This window comes from Neptuniibacter sp. QD37_6 (assembly GCF_047778085.1).
GTDB lineage: Bacteria > Pseudomonadota > Gammaproteobacteria > Pseudomonadales > Balneatricaceae > Neptuniibacter.
Genome location: NZ_CP180550.1, coordinates 3,382,052 through 3,397,495 on the forward strand (window position 1 = coordinate 3,382,052; position 15,444 = coordinate 3,397,495).

Annotated in this window: 17 protein-coding genes and 1 other RNA gene; 10 read left to right on the top strand and 8 right to left on the bottom strand. The window is 45.3% G+C overall.

The window, feature by feature from the left end; translation table 11 throughout:
* Positions 1–2 precede the first annotated feature (2 nt).
* Genes ubiH through ACMXYO_RS16250 form a run of 3 tightly spaced genes read right to left on the bottom strand, consistent with a single transcriptional unit; the run spans position 3 to position 3,174 of the window.
* Positions 3–1,250, bottom strand: coding sequence for a 2-octaprenyl-6-methoxyphenyl hydroxylase (gene ubiH / locus ACMXYO_RS16240; RefSeq protein ID WP_415886157.1), 1,248 nt, complete (start codon positions 1,248–1,250; stop codon positions 3–5).
* On the bottom strand, positions 1,247–2,563 hold the full coding sequence (pepP, locus tag ACMXYO_RS16245) for a Xaa-Pro aminopeptidase (protein WP_415886158.1): 1,317 nt from the start codon (positions 2,561–2,563) through the stop codon (positions 1,247–1,249). Before pepP ends, ubiH begins: the two co-directional genes overlap by 4 nt.
* A complete protein-coding gene (locus tag ACMXYO_RS16250) occupies positions 2,563–3,174 on the bottom strand; it encodes a UPF0149 family protein (RefSeq protein WP_415886159.1) in 612 nt (203 codons plus the stop codon). The genes pepP and ACMXYO_RS16250 overlap by 1 nt, the downstream gene beginning before the upstream one ends.
* Positions 3,175–3,309: 135 nt before the next feature.
* Here ACMXYO_RS16250 and ACMXYO_RS16255 point away from each other — a divergent pair, with 135 nt between their 5' ends.
* From ACMXYO_RS16255 to ACMXYO_RS16270, 4 genes are all read left to right on the top strand, one after another.
* Positions 3,310–3,519 (top strand): TIGR02449 family protein, encoded by a 210-nt coding sequence (locus ACMXYO_RS16255; RefSeq protein ID WP_415882770.1) that lies wholly within the window; start codon positions 3,310–3,312, stop codon positions 3,517–3,519.
* Entirely contained in the window at positions 3,516–3,833 is a 318-nt protein-coding gene (locus tag ACMXYO_RS16260) for a cell division protein ZapA (protein WP_415882771.1), read from the top strand. The genes ACMXYO_RS16255 and ACMXYO_RS16260 overlap by 4 nt, the downstream gene beginning before the upstream one ends.
* A 126-nt stretch (positions 3,834–3,959) precedes the next feature.
* A non-coding RNA gene (gene ssrS / locus ACMXYO_RS16265) (6S RNA) lies at positions 3,960–4,140 on the top strand.
* A 9-nt stretch (positions 4,141–4,149) separates the two neighbouring features.
* Positions 4,150–4,737 (top strand): 5-formyltetrahydrofolate cyclo-ligase, encoded by a 588-nt coding sequence (locus ACMXYO_RS16270; RefSeq protein WP_415886160.1) that lies wholly within the window; start codon positions 4,150–4,152, stop codon positions 4,735–4,737.
* Between the two features lie 13 nt (positions 4,738–4,750).
* Here the strand turns inward: ACMXYO_RS16270 and ACMXYO_RS16275 are convergent, their stop codons facing one another.
* Together ACMXYO_RS16275 and ACMXYO_RS16280 are read right to left on the bottom strand one after the other, a co-directional pair.
* The gene (locus tag ACMXYO_RS16275) at positions 4,751–4,876 is read right to left on the bottom strand and encodes a hypothetical protein (RefSeq protein ID WP_415882773.1); all 126 of its coding nucleotides are present in this window, start codon (positions 4,874–4,876) and stop codon (positions 4,751–4,753) included.
* A 180-nt stretch (positions 4,877–5,056) separates the two neighbouring features.
* Positions 5,057–5,980, bottom strand: a complete 924-nt coding sequence (locus ACMXYO_RS16280; RefSeq protein WP_415886162.1) for an AEC family transporter — start codon at positions 5,978–5,980, stop codon at positions 5,057–5,059.
* 53 nt (positions 5,981–6,033) lie between these two features.
* Between ACMXYO_RS16280 and ACMXYO_RS16285 the strand changes: the two genes are divergently transcribed.
* Positions 6,034–6,552, top strand: coding sequence for a glycine cleavage system protein R (locus ACMXYO_RS16285; RefSeq protein ID WP_415886164.1), 519 nt, complete (start codon positions 6,034–6,036; stop codon positions 6,550–6,552).
* Between the two features lie 74 nt (positions 6,553–6,626).
* Here the strand turns inward: ACMXYO_RS16285 and argH are convergent, their stop codons facing one another.
* Positions 6,627–8,021, bottom strand: a complete 1,395-nt coding sequence (gene argH, locus ACMXYO_RS16290; RefSeq protein WP_415886166.1) for an argininosuccinate lyase — start codon at positions 8,019–8,021, stop codon at positions 6,627–6,629.
* 167 nt (positions 8,022–8,188) lie between these two features.
* Here argH and hemC point away from each other — a divergent pair, with 167 nt between their 5' ends.
* The 5 genes from hemC to ACMXYO_RS16315 all read left to right on the top strand — a co-directional run bounded on the left by hemC (position 8,189) and on the right by ACMXYO_RS16315 (position 13,201).
* Positions 8,189–9,130 carry a hydroxymethylbilane synthase gene (gene hemC / locus ACMXYO_RS16295; protein WP_415886168.1) on the top strand — a complete coding sequence of 314 codons (942 nt, stop codon included), beginning with the start codon at positions 8,189–8,191 and terminating at the stop codon, positions 9,128–9,130.
* Between the two features lie 25 nt (positions 9,131–9,155).
* Positions 9,156–9,932 carry a uroporphyrinogen-III synthase gene (locus ACMXYO_RS16300; RefSeq protein ID WP_415886170.1) on the top strand — a complete coding sequence of 259 codons (777 nt, stop codon included), beginning with the start codon at positions 9,156–9,158 and terminating at the stop codon, positions 9,930–9,932.
* Positions 9,929–11,203, top strand: coding sequence for a uroporphyrinogen-III C-methyltransferase (locus ACMXYO_RS16305; protein WP_415886172.1), 1,275 nt, complete (start codon positions 9,929–9,931; stop codon positions 11,201–11,203). The genes ACMXYO_RS16300 and ACMXYO_RS16305 overlap by 4 nt, the downstream gene beginning before the upstream one ends.
* Positions 11,203–12,456: a heme biosynthesis HemY N-terminal domain-containing protein gene (locus ACMXYO_RS16310; RefSeq protein WP_415886174.1), complete on the top strand. Its 1,254-nt coding sequence runs from the start codon at positions 11,203–11,205 to the stop codon at positions 12,454–12,456. Before ACMXYO_RS16305 ends, ACMXYO_RS16310 begins: the two co-directional genes overlap by 1 nt.
* 199 nt (positions 12,457–12,655) lie before the next feature.
* A complete protein-coding gene (locus tag ACMXYO_RS16315; RefSeq protein ID WP_415886176.1) occupies positions 12,656–13,201 on the top strand; it encodes a cytochrome P460 family protein in 546 nt (181 codons plus the stop codon).
* A 7-nt stretch (positions 13,202–13,208) separates the two neighbouring features.
* On the opposite strand, the gene ACMXYO_RS16320 is transcribed toward ACMXYO_RS16315, so the two are convergent.
* Positions 13,209–14,432: an EAL and HDOD domain-containing protein gene (locus tag ACMXYO_RS16320; protein ID WP_415886178.1), complete on the bottom strand. Its 1,224-nt coding sequence runs from the start codon at positions 14,430–14,432 to the stop codon at positions 13,209–13,211.
* A 158-nt stretch (positions 14,433–14,590) separates the two neighbouring features.
* Entirely contained in the window at positions 14,591–15,214 is a 624-nt protein-coding gene (locus ACMXYO_RS16325) for a hypothetical protein (protein WP_415886180.1), read from the bottom strand.
* Between the last annotated feature and the right edge of the window lie 230 nt (positions 15,215–15,444).

A 15,444-nucleotide genomic window follows, 5' to 3' on the forward strand; every position in this document is an offset into this window, starting at 1 on the left:
CTCTATTTCAGGTCTGGAGCGGGCATATCTAAGCCCATGGCACCACGGGCAAAAACGGTTCTAGCAGGCGGACAAATATCTAATAGTTGCAGGCCTAGGTTACGGCCGGCAGCAAGCAGAATATTATTATTAGAAAACAGCTTCATAGTCTGATCGCTCAGCCCAATTGTGCGCTGCTGATCTTGTCGTTGCTGTTCGTAGAAATCCTGAAGTACGTTTAAGTCACCTAGATTGCCACCTGCCTTACGGGCTTGAATTAGGTGATCAGCCAAAGCGACAACACCACGTAACGCCAAGTTGTATCCTTGCCCGGCAATTGGGTGCAAAGCATGGGCTGCGTTACCTAAGACCACTAAACCCTGACGCACCTGCTCCTGTGCTAAAACCAGTTTTAGAGGATAGGTATGTCGTTCACCCACTTTGACAAAATTACCTGCGCGATGACCAAAGCGTTCGTGTAGACGCGCTATAAACTCAGCTTCGTCAAGCGCCATCACTTCATCGACTTGATCATTAGGCACTGTCCAAACTAGACCACAACGATGCTCACCGTTTTGTTCTTCCAAGGGTAACAGCGCCATAGGGCCCGTATCGGTAAAACGTTCATAAGCTATATCGTTGTGTGAGCGATCTAAGCTGACGTTGGCTATGACAGCATGTTGCTCGTAGGTTGTTTCGCTGTAGTTCATGCCCATCCCTTCACGCAATGAGGAACGGCCACCATCAGCCATCACAACCAATTCAGTCGTTAACTGATGCGTCTCACCCTCTTTTTCTAGGGTGACGCCCATCTGGTCAGAGCCATACTGAACATCTGTCACTTCTGCAGGGCAGATAAAATCAATGCGATTCGCATCATCCTGCTGTAAACGATCTAGCAGGACACGTCCGAGCCATTGGTTTTCGACCACATAACCCAGCGCAGGCACTCTCTCCTGCTCTGCGTGCAGACGCGTCACACCAAAATGACCTTTATCTGAAACGTGAATATGTTTGATGGGTGCTAAATGCGTTTTTAGCGTTGGCCAGATACCCATGACTTCGTAGATAGAACGGCTTCCATAAGCCAATGCCGTCGCTCTGGAATCATAGCTTGGCTGATACTCCAGAGCACTTTTCTCAGGCATAGGAAAGGCTTCAATTACGGCGATATTCAGATCAAGCTGTTCACTCGCTGGCAGAAGAGCACAAGCTAAACTCGCGCCCACCATGCCGCCACCAATCACCACAATGTCATAGTGCTGTTTCATTTTGCTGCCATTAACGCTTCAATTTCTGCAATTTCTTTCGGCACAGCTGCAGTAAGGTTTTCGTTCCCCTCTGCAGTGATCAAGATATCGTCTTCAATACGTACACCAATACCGCGCCAACGAGGTTCAACATTTTCGTTGTCCGCAGCGATATAGATCCCTGGTTCCACCGTCATCACCATACCAGGCTCTAACGGACGCCATTCGCCATCGACTTTGTAATCGCCAACATCATGAACATCCATACCTAACCAGTGACCAATACGGTGCATGTAAAAATCACGGTAGCGACCCGCTGAGATCTCTTCACTCAGCGTCCCTGATAGCAAACCTAGCTCAATCAGCCCTGTGGTTAACACTTCTACCGATTTTTCATGTACGGCTTCCCACAAAACACCCGGTTTCGCGAATTCAATACAAGCTTTCTGTGCTTTCAAAACCAGTTCGTATATTGCCGCTTGTTCTGGACTAAAGCGACCATTTACAGGGAAAGTACGCGTAATATCGCCAGCATAATGATCTAGCTCACAACCGGCATCTATTAACACCAAATCGCCATCATTGAGCGGTTCGCTGTTTTCGATGTAGTGCAGCACACAAGCATTTGCTCCGCCACCCACGATAGTCGAGTACGCTGGCTGGCGTGCGCCATTCATCGCGAAGTGGTGCAAGATCTCCGCTTCTAGCTGATATTCCATCACACCCGGCTTACACAGTTGCATCGCCTTGATATGCCCCTGCGCAGAGATCTCACCGGCACGACGCATCATCTCTTTTTCTGCATCGCCTTTGATCAAGCGCATCTCATGCAACAGGCAATCCAACATCACCAATTCAGAAGGCGCAACTGCCCCTTGGCGTACTTTTGCCCTAATCAGGTTAAGCCAGTGTCGAACACGTTGATCAAGTTCTTCATCTTTACCAATGGAGTAATAGATTCTAGAAACGCCATTTAACAGGCCCGGCAGGATATCATCGACTTCATCAATGGCATGAGCTTCATCCATGCCATAGTCATTAACAGCGCCTTCAGGCCCTGCTCGATAACCGTTCCAGATCTCCATCAGCTTGTCACGATTACGACAGAACAGCACCGATTCGCCATCTGTACGACCCGGCATCAATAGCAGCACTGCATCCGGCTCGTTAAAACCAGTTAAATAGTAAAAGTTGCTATCCTGACGAAATGGATATTCAACATCGCTATTACGCTGCTTCATCTGCGCAGAAGGAATAATCGCGATACTGCCCGGTGACATCTGCGCCATCAACGCAGCACGACGTGCGACAAACTGATCAAGACCGATCTTCATTAGTGCAACCTGTTGTTTTCTGGCTTAGCTTTAGCAAACTCTTTTTCTTTCTCTTCTAACGCTTTATTACACTCAGTAAACAGCATCAAAACAGCCATACGCACATATTCTTGAACTTCCATCAGATCAGCTTCGTTTTCATCAAGCTCTTCCAGATCGGAAGAGATTTGTGCGATCTGGCCAAGGTCATTTAGCGTCTCTTTCGCTTCAGGCGATAAGCTGGCATCTGTATGTTTACCATAGAGACCGAATCCACTTAGGAAGCTCTGACACCAACGCCCTAGCGATTCAGCACGCATAGAGATCTCATCCTCATCATCTGGAAGCACCATATCGAACTCCAGATCCATACTTTCCATACAGCCAAGCGTAGCGGTGTAAAGATTCGTCACCACAGACTTACTACTGTCTTGGGAGAGCGACTCGATATCGAGCAATTCATTAACAATTTTCTCCAACGCCGCTGGTTTTAAACGTGCACCCGCAGCTAAATGTCCCGAGATAACTCCGTGGAGTTCTGAAGGTGAAACAGCTCTCACCCCCTCCTCTACAAACATATTTGCGATAAGTTCAAAATCGGGTAGATCTACAGGTACATTTTCTAAAGACATGAATCGAATCCATCAATAATATCGTGCTGTTAATCCTAGCATTTCAACACTTCCTGTGCAGCGTCATTGACCCACAGACAGGGGCTGATTATAGTCCTGCTGAGAATAATTTAGCTTTAGGGGCATTCTTTCTGCATGACTGAGCATTACTTTAACGCGCTGGAACAGAAAATCGATCAACTTCTGGAACGCTGCGAACAACTAAATCAGGAAAATATTCAGCTGCGTGCCCGTGAACAACAGCTTAAAGAGGAGCGTGCTCAATTAGTACAGCTCAACGAACAAACGCAATCCAAAATTCAAGCGATGATCATGCGACTTAAAGCGTTGGAGCAAAACAAATGAGCCAGCCAGAATCCCAACCTGTCACTATTACTCTGCTAGACAAAGAGTTTAATTTTAACTGTCCGGCTGACGCAGAAGCTGAATTATTAGCTTCCGCAGACTTTCTTAATGAGAAAATGCTAGAGATCAGAAAAACAGGCAAAGTATTAGGACTTGAGCGGATAGCAGTGATGGCAGCGCTCAATTTGGCTCATGAGCTATTGCAATCCAAACAAGCAAACACCAGCAATATTGAAGAACGCCTACGTCACCTTGGCAACAAAATTGATCAAGCGTTAATCAACGAAACACAAACTGCTGATTCGGACAGTTAACCACTGTCCTTGAAAACTTTTCAACTTAAGAAAAGCGTATATTTAACAGCCAGTTACAGCAACACCTAGCAGAAAATATTTTTATTACAAGTCCTGACACCGGCATCACAAAGGGTATAATAAAAACATGCCCTGGGGTGTTCGACCGTTGGTTACGTCCCTCGAGCCGATAATCACACTTTTGGGGGTTGCTCGTAGTTTCTGGTGTGCATGTCCGATTTACCGGAAAGCCTAATGATACTCAGTAACCACCTCCTTGAACCTTCGGGTTCAGGGCCATATCCGACACCGGCACCTTGGGGATCTTCATTTCACAATGACTCAACAACGCAAACAACTCCGCCAGCGTATTCGTCAACTCAGACGTTCTTTAACTCCTCTACAACAGGAACAAGCCGCACAAGGTTTGCTAAAGAATATACGCACCCGCTCAGATTTCAGACGCGCTAAAAGCATCGCCATCTACCTACCTAATGATGGTGAGATAAACCCTGAACCGTTGATTCATTACTGCTGGAAATTAGGCAAGAAAGTCTACCTACCGGTATTGCATCCTATTCTTCACAATCGCTTATGGTTTACGCCGTACACAAACCAAACACCGATGATTAAGAATATCTACGGTATCCGAGAGCCCAAACTACAACCGCACAAACGCAGAGCCGCTTGGGCGATCGATTTAGTCTTGTTACCTCTAGTCGCCTTCGATGCAAAAGGCAATCGTATGGGCATGGGCGGCGGATACTATGACCGCACATTCGGCTTTAAAAATCTGAAGAAAAGCATGAAAGGACCAAGCCTTATCGGGCTGGCACATGAAATTCAGAGAGTAGAAGAGTTACCTGTAGAGAGCTGGGATATCCCTCTAACATCGATTGTTACTGATAGCAGAAGCTATCTATAACGCAATTGAAAGCTTAGCTGTTAAAGACTTGCTCAAACAGAGAAGCAAACTGGAAATCTGCATGTGATACGCCGGTCATTACAGACCCTAGTACAAACACGACTACCAAGATTAGAACCAGATCAGGACCTTTTTTCATTATTCTGCCTATAAGGTTTACCACACATTAAACAAACGCTCGTTTACTTAATGCCCGGCCGTAGTTTTTCATAAATACAGTTTTTTGCAACCCCTTATAAATCATGGGGCAATAAAACTATCGGCCAGTTACATAATTATTTTAATCCAGAATTGCAAAAAGGGCCAATTACCTACTGATTTATAAACTTTTTTGCAGAAAATTAAGAAAAATCATCATAAAAGGTATGGTTAACATCGAGAAAAGTGTCTGTCCGGTGATAATGGCAGCCATCATTTGCACATCCCCACCAAGCTGACGCGCCAGAATATAAGAGGATGCAGCCGTTGGTAAGGCCGCGTACAACCAGATAATTTCAGCATTTGGCAATCCCAATACAACACAGATAAGAAAGGCCAATAATGGCATTAATAACAGTTTGATCAACGAGGTGGCACAAAGCGCTTGGCCACTTTTCATTAGGACCTTAAAACTCAGTCCTGCTCCGACAGATAACAGCCCTAGAGGCAGAGCCATACGACCTAGGAATTCAGCGATAGGCATAAGCAGATTCGGGAAACCTACCCCTGTCTGATTTAGCAACAAACCACACAAGCTACCGACAATAAGTGGGTTCTTTAACAACGCTAACAGCACACTCTTAAAATCTTGAGTGCTACGGGTAAAGTAGGAAAAGACCAGTACACAGCAGAAATTCAGCAAGGGGATCATGAGCGCCATGACCACTGCACCGACCACTACCCCTTGAGGACCAAACAAGGTTGCCGAAGCAGCTAAGCCCACATAAACATTGAAACGAACTCCACCCTGATAAATGGAGGTAATGCCCGCTGCATCGACCCTCAAGAACGGTTTTGCCAAAAAGACCAACACACTACCACCCAAAACCAGCAACACAACAGCCAACCCCACCTGATCCAGGGGGACAGCAGTCATATCGGTACTGGCTAAACGGGACACCAACAGAATAGGAAACAGTACAAAGTAAGTCGCCTTTTCCGCCTGTCCCCAAAAGTCATCGGTTAGAAATCCGCTCTTTCTCGCCGCATAGCCGAGTAAAATAAGTGCAAATACCGGCCATAGAGCACTGATAATTTCGATCATAGTGTTATAGTGATCTTATAAAGTTAATAATGATGTACAGAGTGGAGCCTACAATGATGACATCTCTTGTCTTAACCGTCATCGGTCCTGATAAACCAGGTCTGGTCGAAATGCTAGCGCAAACCATTACTGAAAATGGCGGCAACTGGCTTGAATCCGGTATGTCCAGATTAGCAGGAAAATTTGCCGGCATTCTAATCACCGAAGTTCCTGAAGATAAAGCAGCTTCATTAACTGCAGCGCTAACAGCGCTAGATACTCAAGGCTTGAAGGTAACAGTTGAGCAATCATCGGTACCAGAAACCACTGGCGCCTCTCAACACTTTAAACTTGAGCTAGTTGGCCATGACAAACCTGGTATCGTTCGCGATATCTCAAGCGCACTAGCTAAACGCCACGTAAATGTAGAGCGTCTAAACACAGAACTAGTATCTGGTTCTATGTCAGCTGAACTGTTGTTCAAAGCAGAAGCTGAGCTACTCGCATCCAGCGACCTTGACTTAGATGAGCTGCAACAGGATTTAGAAAATATTGCCAGCGATCTAATGGTTGATATCAGCTTAGATAAATAAGCCATACCGCAGACAAACAAAAAACGCGCTTACCTTTCTCAAGGCAGCGCGTTTTTTATTTCTAAGATGAGCTATTAACCACGCGCATCCAATTTAGCCTGACCACGCTTCACAGCTGCACGCACCTGATTTGGTGCTGTACCACCAATGTGATCACGTGCTGCAACAGAACCTTCAAGGGTTAGCACTTCAAATACATCCTGCTCGATCGTATCGGAGAACTGAACCAGCTCTTCCAGCGTCATTTCACCTAGATCTTTATTCTGCTCGATACCGTAGGCTACAGATTTACCTACAACTTCATGAGCATCACGGAAAGGCATACCTTTACGCACTAGGTAATCAGCCAAGTCAGTCGCTGTAGAGAAACCGCGAAGCGCAGCTTCACGCATACTCTCTTTCTTAGACTCAAGCGCAGGCACCATGTCAGCAAATGCACGTAGACAACCTTTCACTGTATCGATCGCATCAAACAGTGGCTCTTTATCTTCTTGGTTATCTTTGTTGTATGCCAGTGGCTGAGACTTCATCAACGTTAGCAGGCTCATCAAGTGACCGTAAACACGACCGGACTTACCGCGTACTAGCTCAGGTACATCTGGGTTCTTTTTCTGCGGCATGATTGAAGAGCCTGTACAGAAACGATCTGGCAGGTTGATAAAATCAAACTGAGCAGATGTCCATAGAACCAACTCTTCAGACATACGTGTTAGGTGCATCAACAAGATACTAGACGCTGAACAAAACTCGATTGCGAAATCACGATCAGATACAGCATCCAAAGAGTTTTCAGCAGGCGCACTGAACTCAAGTAGTTCGCAAGTTAGGTCACGCTGAATTGGGTAAGTTGTACCCGCAAGTGCTGCAGCACCTAGCGGCATGATGTTGGCGCGCTCACGGCAATCTTCGAAACGGCCGAAGTCACGCGTTAGCATCTCAAACCACGCAAGCAGGTGGTGACCAAAGGTCACAGGCTGAGCTGTTTGAAGATGAGTAAAACCTGGCATGATCGTATCAGCTTCACGCTCAGCAATACCTAATAGGCCCTGCTGTAGGCGCGTAATTTCAGCCAAGATTAGATCAATCTCATCACGTAGGTACAAACGAATGTCGGTCGCTACTTGGTCATTACGAGAGCGACCAGTGTGTAGTTTCTTACCTGTGATACCAATTTTCTTAGTCAAAGCCGCTTCGATGTTCATGTGCACATCTTCTAGCTCAATTGACCATTCAAATTCGCCACGCTCAATTTCGACACGAATTTCGCCAAGACCACGGATAATATCGTCACGCTCTTCTTCTGTAAGAACGCCTGCTTTTGTCAGCATCTTCGCATGAGCAATAGAACCGCGAATATCCTGCAGATACATACGTTGATCAAATTCAACGGAAGCCGTAAAACGCGCAACGAAAGCATCCGTTGGCTCATTAAAACGACCGCCCCACTGCTGGTTAGTTTTATCACTCATGGGAAAACCTCAAATTACTCGGAGACTTAATCAGCTATTTTTAGCCGATATCACAAAATTTGAGCGACATTATATCATGCCCTTTCGCTTGAGGTGTCTATATCGCGCCCTGCAATCTGCTACAATCGGCAACAAATATTAAATATGCCGTATTTGAGACTACTTTTATGAGCAGAACCATCCGCATTGCTACCCGTAAAAGCCCATTGGCCCTATGGCAGGCAGAATATGTAAAAGCCGAGCTAGAACGCCATCACGCAGACATTAAAGTCGAATTACTCGGCATGGTATCTAAAGGCGACAAGATTCTTGATGCACCGCTAGCGAAAGTGGGTGGTAAAGGCCTGTTTGTAAAAGAGCTAGAAGAAGCAATGCTAGCCGGTGAAGCTGATATCGCGGTTCACTCCATGAAGGATGTACCAATGGAGTTCCCAGAAGGCTTAGGTTTGGCCGTGATCTGCCCACGCGAACAACCAACCGATGCTTTTGTTTCTAATACTTACAACAGCATTGATGAACTACCTCAAGGTGCTGTAGTCGGCACATCGTCTCTACGTCGTGAAGCGCAAATTCGCGAAAAACGCCCTGACCTAGAGATCAAATGGCTTCGCGGTAACGTCAATACACGTCTACGTAAATTAGATGAAGGCGAGTACGATGCGATCATCCTTGCCTCTGCAGGTCTGATTCGTCTAGAGATGCCTGAGCGTATTCGTTCAGAAATTTCTGTAGATTTCAGCCTACCGGCAGGTGGCCAAGGCGCTGTAGGCATTGAGTGCCGTACAGATGATGCTGAACTGCATGAACTTCTTAAGCCTCTACACGACACCGAAACAGCTTGGCGTGTAACGGCAGAGCGCGCAATGAACAAGCGCCTTGAAGGCGGTTGTCAGGTACCGATCGCCTGCTACGCGACACTGAACGATGACAACTCCGAACTATATCTACGCGGCCTAGTTGCAAAACCAGACGGCACTTTGATTCTGCGCGACGAACAACGCGGCGCTCCAGTTGATGCCGAAGCCATTGGTGTGGAACTGGCTGATCGCCTGTTAGCTGCAGGTGCTAAAGAGATTTTGGACGCTGTATATAACAAAGCAGATGCCTAACTCTTTAACCAACCTTAGGGTACTGGTGACACGTCCCGAGCATCAGGCCCAAAAGCTTACCGAACAACTCCGCGCCCTTGGCGCGGAACCAATCCCCTTTCCGCTACTCAAAATCCAACCTATCTCTGAAACTGATGAGAATTTTCATCCGCTGAAACAACATATTTTAGATCTCGATCTCTTTCAGCATGTTATTTTTATCAGCCCTAATGCGGTAGAGATTGGTTATGAGTGGATCAACTTATACTGGCCACAACTGCCACTTGGCGTACAATGGCTAGCCATCGGAAAGCAGAGTGCGGCACTATTAAACAACTATGGTATAGATGCCTATCACAGCCCTCTAGGGTACGATTCAGAAGCGCTATTAGCATCACCTGCGCTGCAACAGATAACTGGCGACAAGATTTTAATTATGCGAGGCCAGGGTGGACGGGAAAAATTAGCCACTGAACTTCGTGCACGGGGAGCAGAGGTTAGCTATGCTGAACTCTACCGCCGTGAATGTCCTGCATATTCCGACGCTGATATTGCCGATGCCCTTTTTAATCGGCCATTAGATGCCATATTTATCAGCAGCGGCGCAGGACTCGACAATCTACTGGACTTGATACAGCGCCCTGTTGGGAAATTCAGCACTGATTTACTATTACGCTGTCATCTTGTTGTGCCCAGTGAACGTATTAAAAAAGCTGCCCTAGCAGCTGGATTCAACAGAGTAACCACGGCATCGGGGCCAGACGATCAAGCAATGATCGACACCCTGAAGCAGTCACTGACTTTTGCGGAAATCGACAGATGAGCAACAAAAAGAAACAATCGCAGGAAGATAAGAAAACCACTCAAGATGTACCTGCAACAGATGTTGTTGAAGAGGTGGTTGAAGAGACTACAGAAGCAGTCGCTGAACAAGATAAAAATACAGCTGCAGAAGAAACAAAAAAAGCAGCAGAAGAGACAACAACTGAATCAGATAATGTTGCTGCATCAGAACAATCTGCTACTGAACCAAAAGCAGAGAAAGAGAAGAAGCCAGCAACATGGCCCGGCAAGCTAGCACTGCCTATCTCCATCATCGCTTTAGGTGCTGCAGGTTACCTGTATTGGCTATCGCTACAACAAAGCAACAGCGTTGCTCAAAATAACGCTGCAATTGAAGCTCAGGTTAGCGCCTCTCTAAGCGACGCTCGTGGCTCAATCGATCAAGCATTAGCTGGAATGAACCAAACATTGGGCCAACTTAAATCTCAAAGCCAAGCAGATAAGAACAACATTGATGAGCTACAAGCACGTCTAACCAAAAGTATCCAACAGGTGACAGCTAACCAGAAAACCAATCGCAAAGATTGGCTGCTGGCTGAAGTGGAATATCTATTACGCCTAGCAAACCAGCGTGTACTGATGGAACAAACATCAGCAGGCGCACTGAAACTACTGAAATCTGCTGACAAGATCCTTAAAGAGACCGATGACGTTTCTATTTACGATGTACGTAAAGCTTTAGCAGCTGATATTGCTGCATTAGAAGCGGTTCCTGTATTGGATACAGAAGGCGTATTTCTACAGCTTGGCGCTTTAAACAATCAGGTACAAAACCTGCGTTTAATCCCAATTTCTAAACAGCACAAGTTACCAGATCTATTGGAAGAAGTGACGCCAGAAGTGGTAGAAGAATCTTGGACTGCAGGTCTACAAGAATCATGGAGCAAAGCAACCGACAAACTGAACAAGCTTGTAGTTATCCAGCACCGTGATGAACCAATTGAGCCATTGCTATCACCACAGCAAACGTACTACCTACAGCAAAATCTTCACCTTATGCTAGAACAAGCTCAGCTTGCTCTATTACAGCGTAAGCAGTCATCTTATGATGCTAGCCTAAACAAAGCGCACGATTGGGTTTCTACTTACTTCGAGCAAAGCGACGGTACTACGCAAAGCTTGCTGCGCGGTATTTCTGAGCTGAAGAGCGTTAAAGTAACGGCTAAGATGCCAGATATCTCTGGTTCTCTACGCAGCCTGAAGAACTACCTTGCTCATATGACAAAACTTAAGGAACAAGGGGCTTCATAATGAAAAAACTTGTCCTACTTCTACTGATCATTCTTGCAGGCGGTGCATTCGTCGGTGAGATGATGATCAAAGATTCAGGCTATGTCTTAATCGCCTATAACCAAACAACGATCGAAACCAGTCTATGGGTTCTTCTAATCGTTTTGGCCGTAGGTTTTGTCATTGGTCACTGGCTATTGAACTTAGTCACTCATACTCAGCTGCCGACCACTAAGCTAAAAGCCTGGAAAGATAACAGAAACCAGCTAATTAGCCGTCGTAAGACATTGAAAGGCTTAACCTCGCTATCTGAAGGCAACTGGGCTCAAGCACAAAAACAACTAGCACAAGCTGCTGAACGCTCTGATCTACCGCTAGTAAACTACCTAGCTGCGGCAAAAGCTGCACATGAGCAAAATAACGAAGCAGCGGCTGACGAACTTCTACAGAAAGCGCGCAACACTACGCCAGAAGCGGAAGTGACTGTTGCGATCTCACAAGCGGAGATTCAACTATCTCGTGGTCAGCTAGAGCCTTGCCTGGCAACGCTTCTACGTTTACGTACGCTAGCACCTAAAAACACATACATTATGAAGTTGCTGAAAGATGTTTACGTTCGTCTAAATGACTGGAAAGCGCTTTCACAATTAATTCCTGCACTGCGTAAACACCAAGCGCTGAAAACTGAAGAGTTATATGAGCTAAGCGCAGAGTGCTGCACTCATATCCTTGAAGACAGTGTAAGCAAACTGCCTGAAGAGACTAGCGAAGATGATCGCCTGAAAGCTTTGAGCGATGCTTGGTCTGATCTGCCGACAGAGCAAACAAAGAATGGTGAAATTGTTCAGCGTTACACCGAACTACTGGTATCTCTTGGTGCAGAAGGTCGTGCAGAACAAAATCTTCGCAGCCTGATTAAGAAAAATTGGGACGAGAAACTTGTTACCTTATACGGCCGCATCAATGGCGAGAATGCTAAGAAGCAGCTTGATAGTGCACGCAGTTGGCAGAAAGCTCACGCTGAAAGTCCTGAACTGCTATTAACTCTAGGTCGCCTATCATTACGCAATGAGCACTGGGGCCAGGCAGTTAAATACTTTGAACAAAGTCTTGAGCTAGATGCTAAATCAGAAACGCTAGGCGAGCTAACACGTTTACTACGCCACCTAGGCGAAGATAAAAAAGCCCAAGTTTTACTACAACAAAACCTAAACATCGTAGCATCAGGTTTACCTGAGCTACCAATGCCAGCAGAGCAAAAAGCTAGCGCTTAATACTCTGTTGTGTAGCTATAAAAAGGATGCTTTTAAGCATCCTTTTTTAATGTATCCACCAAAACAAATTATTGAACTTCATTCCAGATCTTGTGTCACTATTGATACCCGAAGCCCCTATTAGAATGAAAGATTGGGGCAATCACACCTAAAAAGTGCACATTTTTTAAACCCCTTTATGTGCACAAGGGGCATCATTATGAAGTTCCCTCTTATTTCCGCCATATCCACAACCCTCATACTTTCATTCCCTGCTAGCGCTGAAACTATGCCATTTGGAGATACAGAATCCGTAAACTACGCTAAGGATTTATGGTCTTTTATGGAACGAAAACATTTGGTAGGAGTCGACCCAATTATTACCCGACCTTACCAAGGGGCACCCCCACACGGAATGATTTTAGAATTACTTGAAGTTCCAGTTACTTTTAAAGGCACGAAAGGAGATTTAGTAGTAAAGCGCAACTATGGGGGTGACGGACTTTCCATAGACGATGTAATTAATAATCCACAAAAATATCTCAAGGCCGTCACGATTATGTTTAAACGAGATGATATGTATGACCCTAACAACCAGAACTGGTTCTATGTTAAATATGCCGCTAATGGAAAAATCCTTACTAATCCCAAGGGGGCTAAATTAGCAGGCCGAGTAGCCGAAGGGATGCCTACAGGATGCATTGCCTGTCATGCTTCAGCCGAAGGCAATGATTTTATTTTCAATCATGATCGCTACAAACCATAATAGCGATTCACTCTCCATCAACCAACGCCGCCATGGCTTGCTCTGCCCAATGCAAACTGTGGCGGTAGGCTACCTCAAAGAATTCTTTACCGAATGCAGATGCCTGTACCTGATCCCAATCTGCGTTTTCAAATGCGATTACTACTTCTAATAATTCACCTAACTCGCCTTCATAATCAGAGATTGCAAACTTAATTTTTTCATCCAAAGGAATTTGCCGAAGAATCTCTTCCATCTCGACATCGATTAAAATGTCTAACTGCGAGATCATTCCCACCATAAAGGCGCTGTCTTGTTGCAAAGCTTCCGATGTTTCGGCCAGCAGCTCACACATACGACCGCGCACTAGTAGATTTCTTGCGAGCTCTTCAGGCTTATCGGGATTGCTCGCCAAGGTGATCAAAGTAGCCCACTTCCGAATTTGATCGTGTCCTAAAATCACCACCGCCTGTTGCATGGAGTAAATAGATCTACTCTGTTGGTAAGCAGCTGAATTAACCACTTTGAGAATCTTAAAGCTGAGCTTAGGATCCATGACTATCAGCTCTTCAATCTCTGAAGGTGTAATGTCTGGACGCTGTAACTGCTGCAAGAGCTGCATTAAGGCTGCACTATTTCCCGGAACGTCTTTCCCTAGCACCTTAACTGGACGACTAATAAAACCTCCCTGAAAAAGCTTGAATCCAACCTTTTTACAAAACTGCAAGGTTTCAAAGTCATCAACATTTTGCGCTAAAGCAGTTTTCTTTGCCTTATTAAGCGTCGCTACTAACTTTTTGATTTTAGCCCGATGCATCAGGCTAAAATCAATTTTGATGATGTTGACTAGTTTAATCAGGGGAATTAGATGAGGCTGCATTGAAAACCCATCCAATGCTATCCGATATCCTTGTTTAGACAGCATTTTAAGATGAGATATCACCTCTTCAGTCACGGTGATATCTGGATGGACTTCAATCACGATTTCTTTTCTAGGCAGCGCGAGGGAACTCCCCTCCTGCAGCATCGAACTAGGAAAAGGCAAGAAGACAGGTACTTTATGAATATGCCCATCTTGGAAAAGGCTGGTGAAGGTATGCATAACAAGCATCGACCCTTCCGTTTCAGGGTCAAATAACGAGTCTTCAATGTATTCAGAATATTGATAGCGCAGCTGGTAAGAGATGATCTTGAGGTTTCGATCAAAGATAGGCTGCCGAACCATCAATACTTCAGAGCTTTGCCCTTCCATAGAACTCAAAAGTCCCTGAGGTAGTTATGGATTTTATACAGCTTATCCCGCTAATGGAGTTATTGCCAGCCCTAAGCATTCAAGCAAAAAAGAGGAGCTATCTGCTCCTCTTCTTTAATCTATTAGACTCGGTAAAACCTATTGATCATCGATACGAGTTACTCATTTCTCGCTTTTCGTTGGCTAACAATCTGCCACAGAAACTCAACTGCAGCTATAACCAATATTGAATAGCCCATCAGTTCAGTCCCCTCTTCTACGATATTCTTTACGACCCTAACATAGCCATCACCCATCACCGCTTCCCAGAAGGAACCCCTACCAAACAGACGCGAAAAGACCAATACAACTAAGATACCACTCAGATAGATACCTGCACTGGACAGTTTCGAAAACTCAATTAAGGAAGGTTTAACCGGGTGTTGTTGTCTAATCAAGTATAAAGTCGATGTCGCAATTAAGATACAAACCAGCGTCTGCCATGCGCCATCAAACATATTCTCATCTAAAAAGGCATCAAACTCACGAATCAGCATCATGCCACTCAGCGTCGCAACAACCACTGCCGCTGGGCGCAACGTGTCACTGTAATAAGCACCGATCAAAAACAACATACAGGTAACGAAAGCAAACGTATCATGCATCAATTCTGTCGCCGAACCTTCATCGTACTTACTCTCTGCTAATAGGGCATAACCTTCCATTGCAAAGATATTTGCTACGCCTGCCATAAATAGCAGATAAACAAGGGAACGAATCATTAAGGCAGCGAATGATTGCATCTGAATACATCCAAGTAAGTTGATAGAAACAGGTAAAACGTCTAGCTAGCGCAATTCTGGCTCGACGTTTATCGATAACCGTTCAGATAGAGATCCATAACTAAGCGATTAGGGTAAGCACGAACCGTGGATTCTAATAAAAAATGATCAGAAAAGCATTTATAAGAAGACTTTGTTACATCTGCCTAGTGTAAAACACAATTTCATGAGCGGTTAAGCAATAAAAAAGG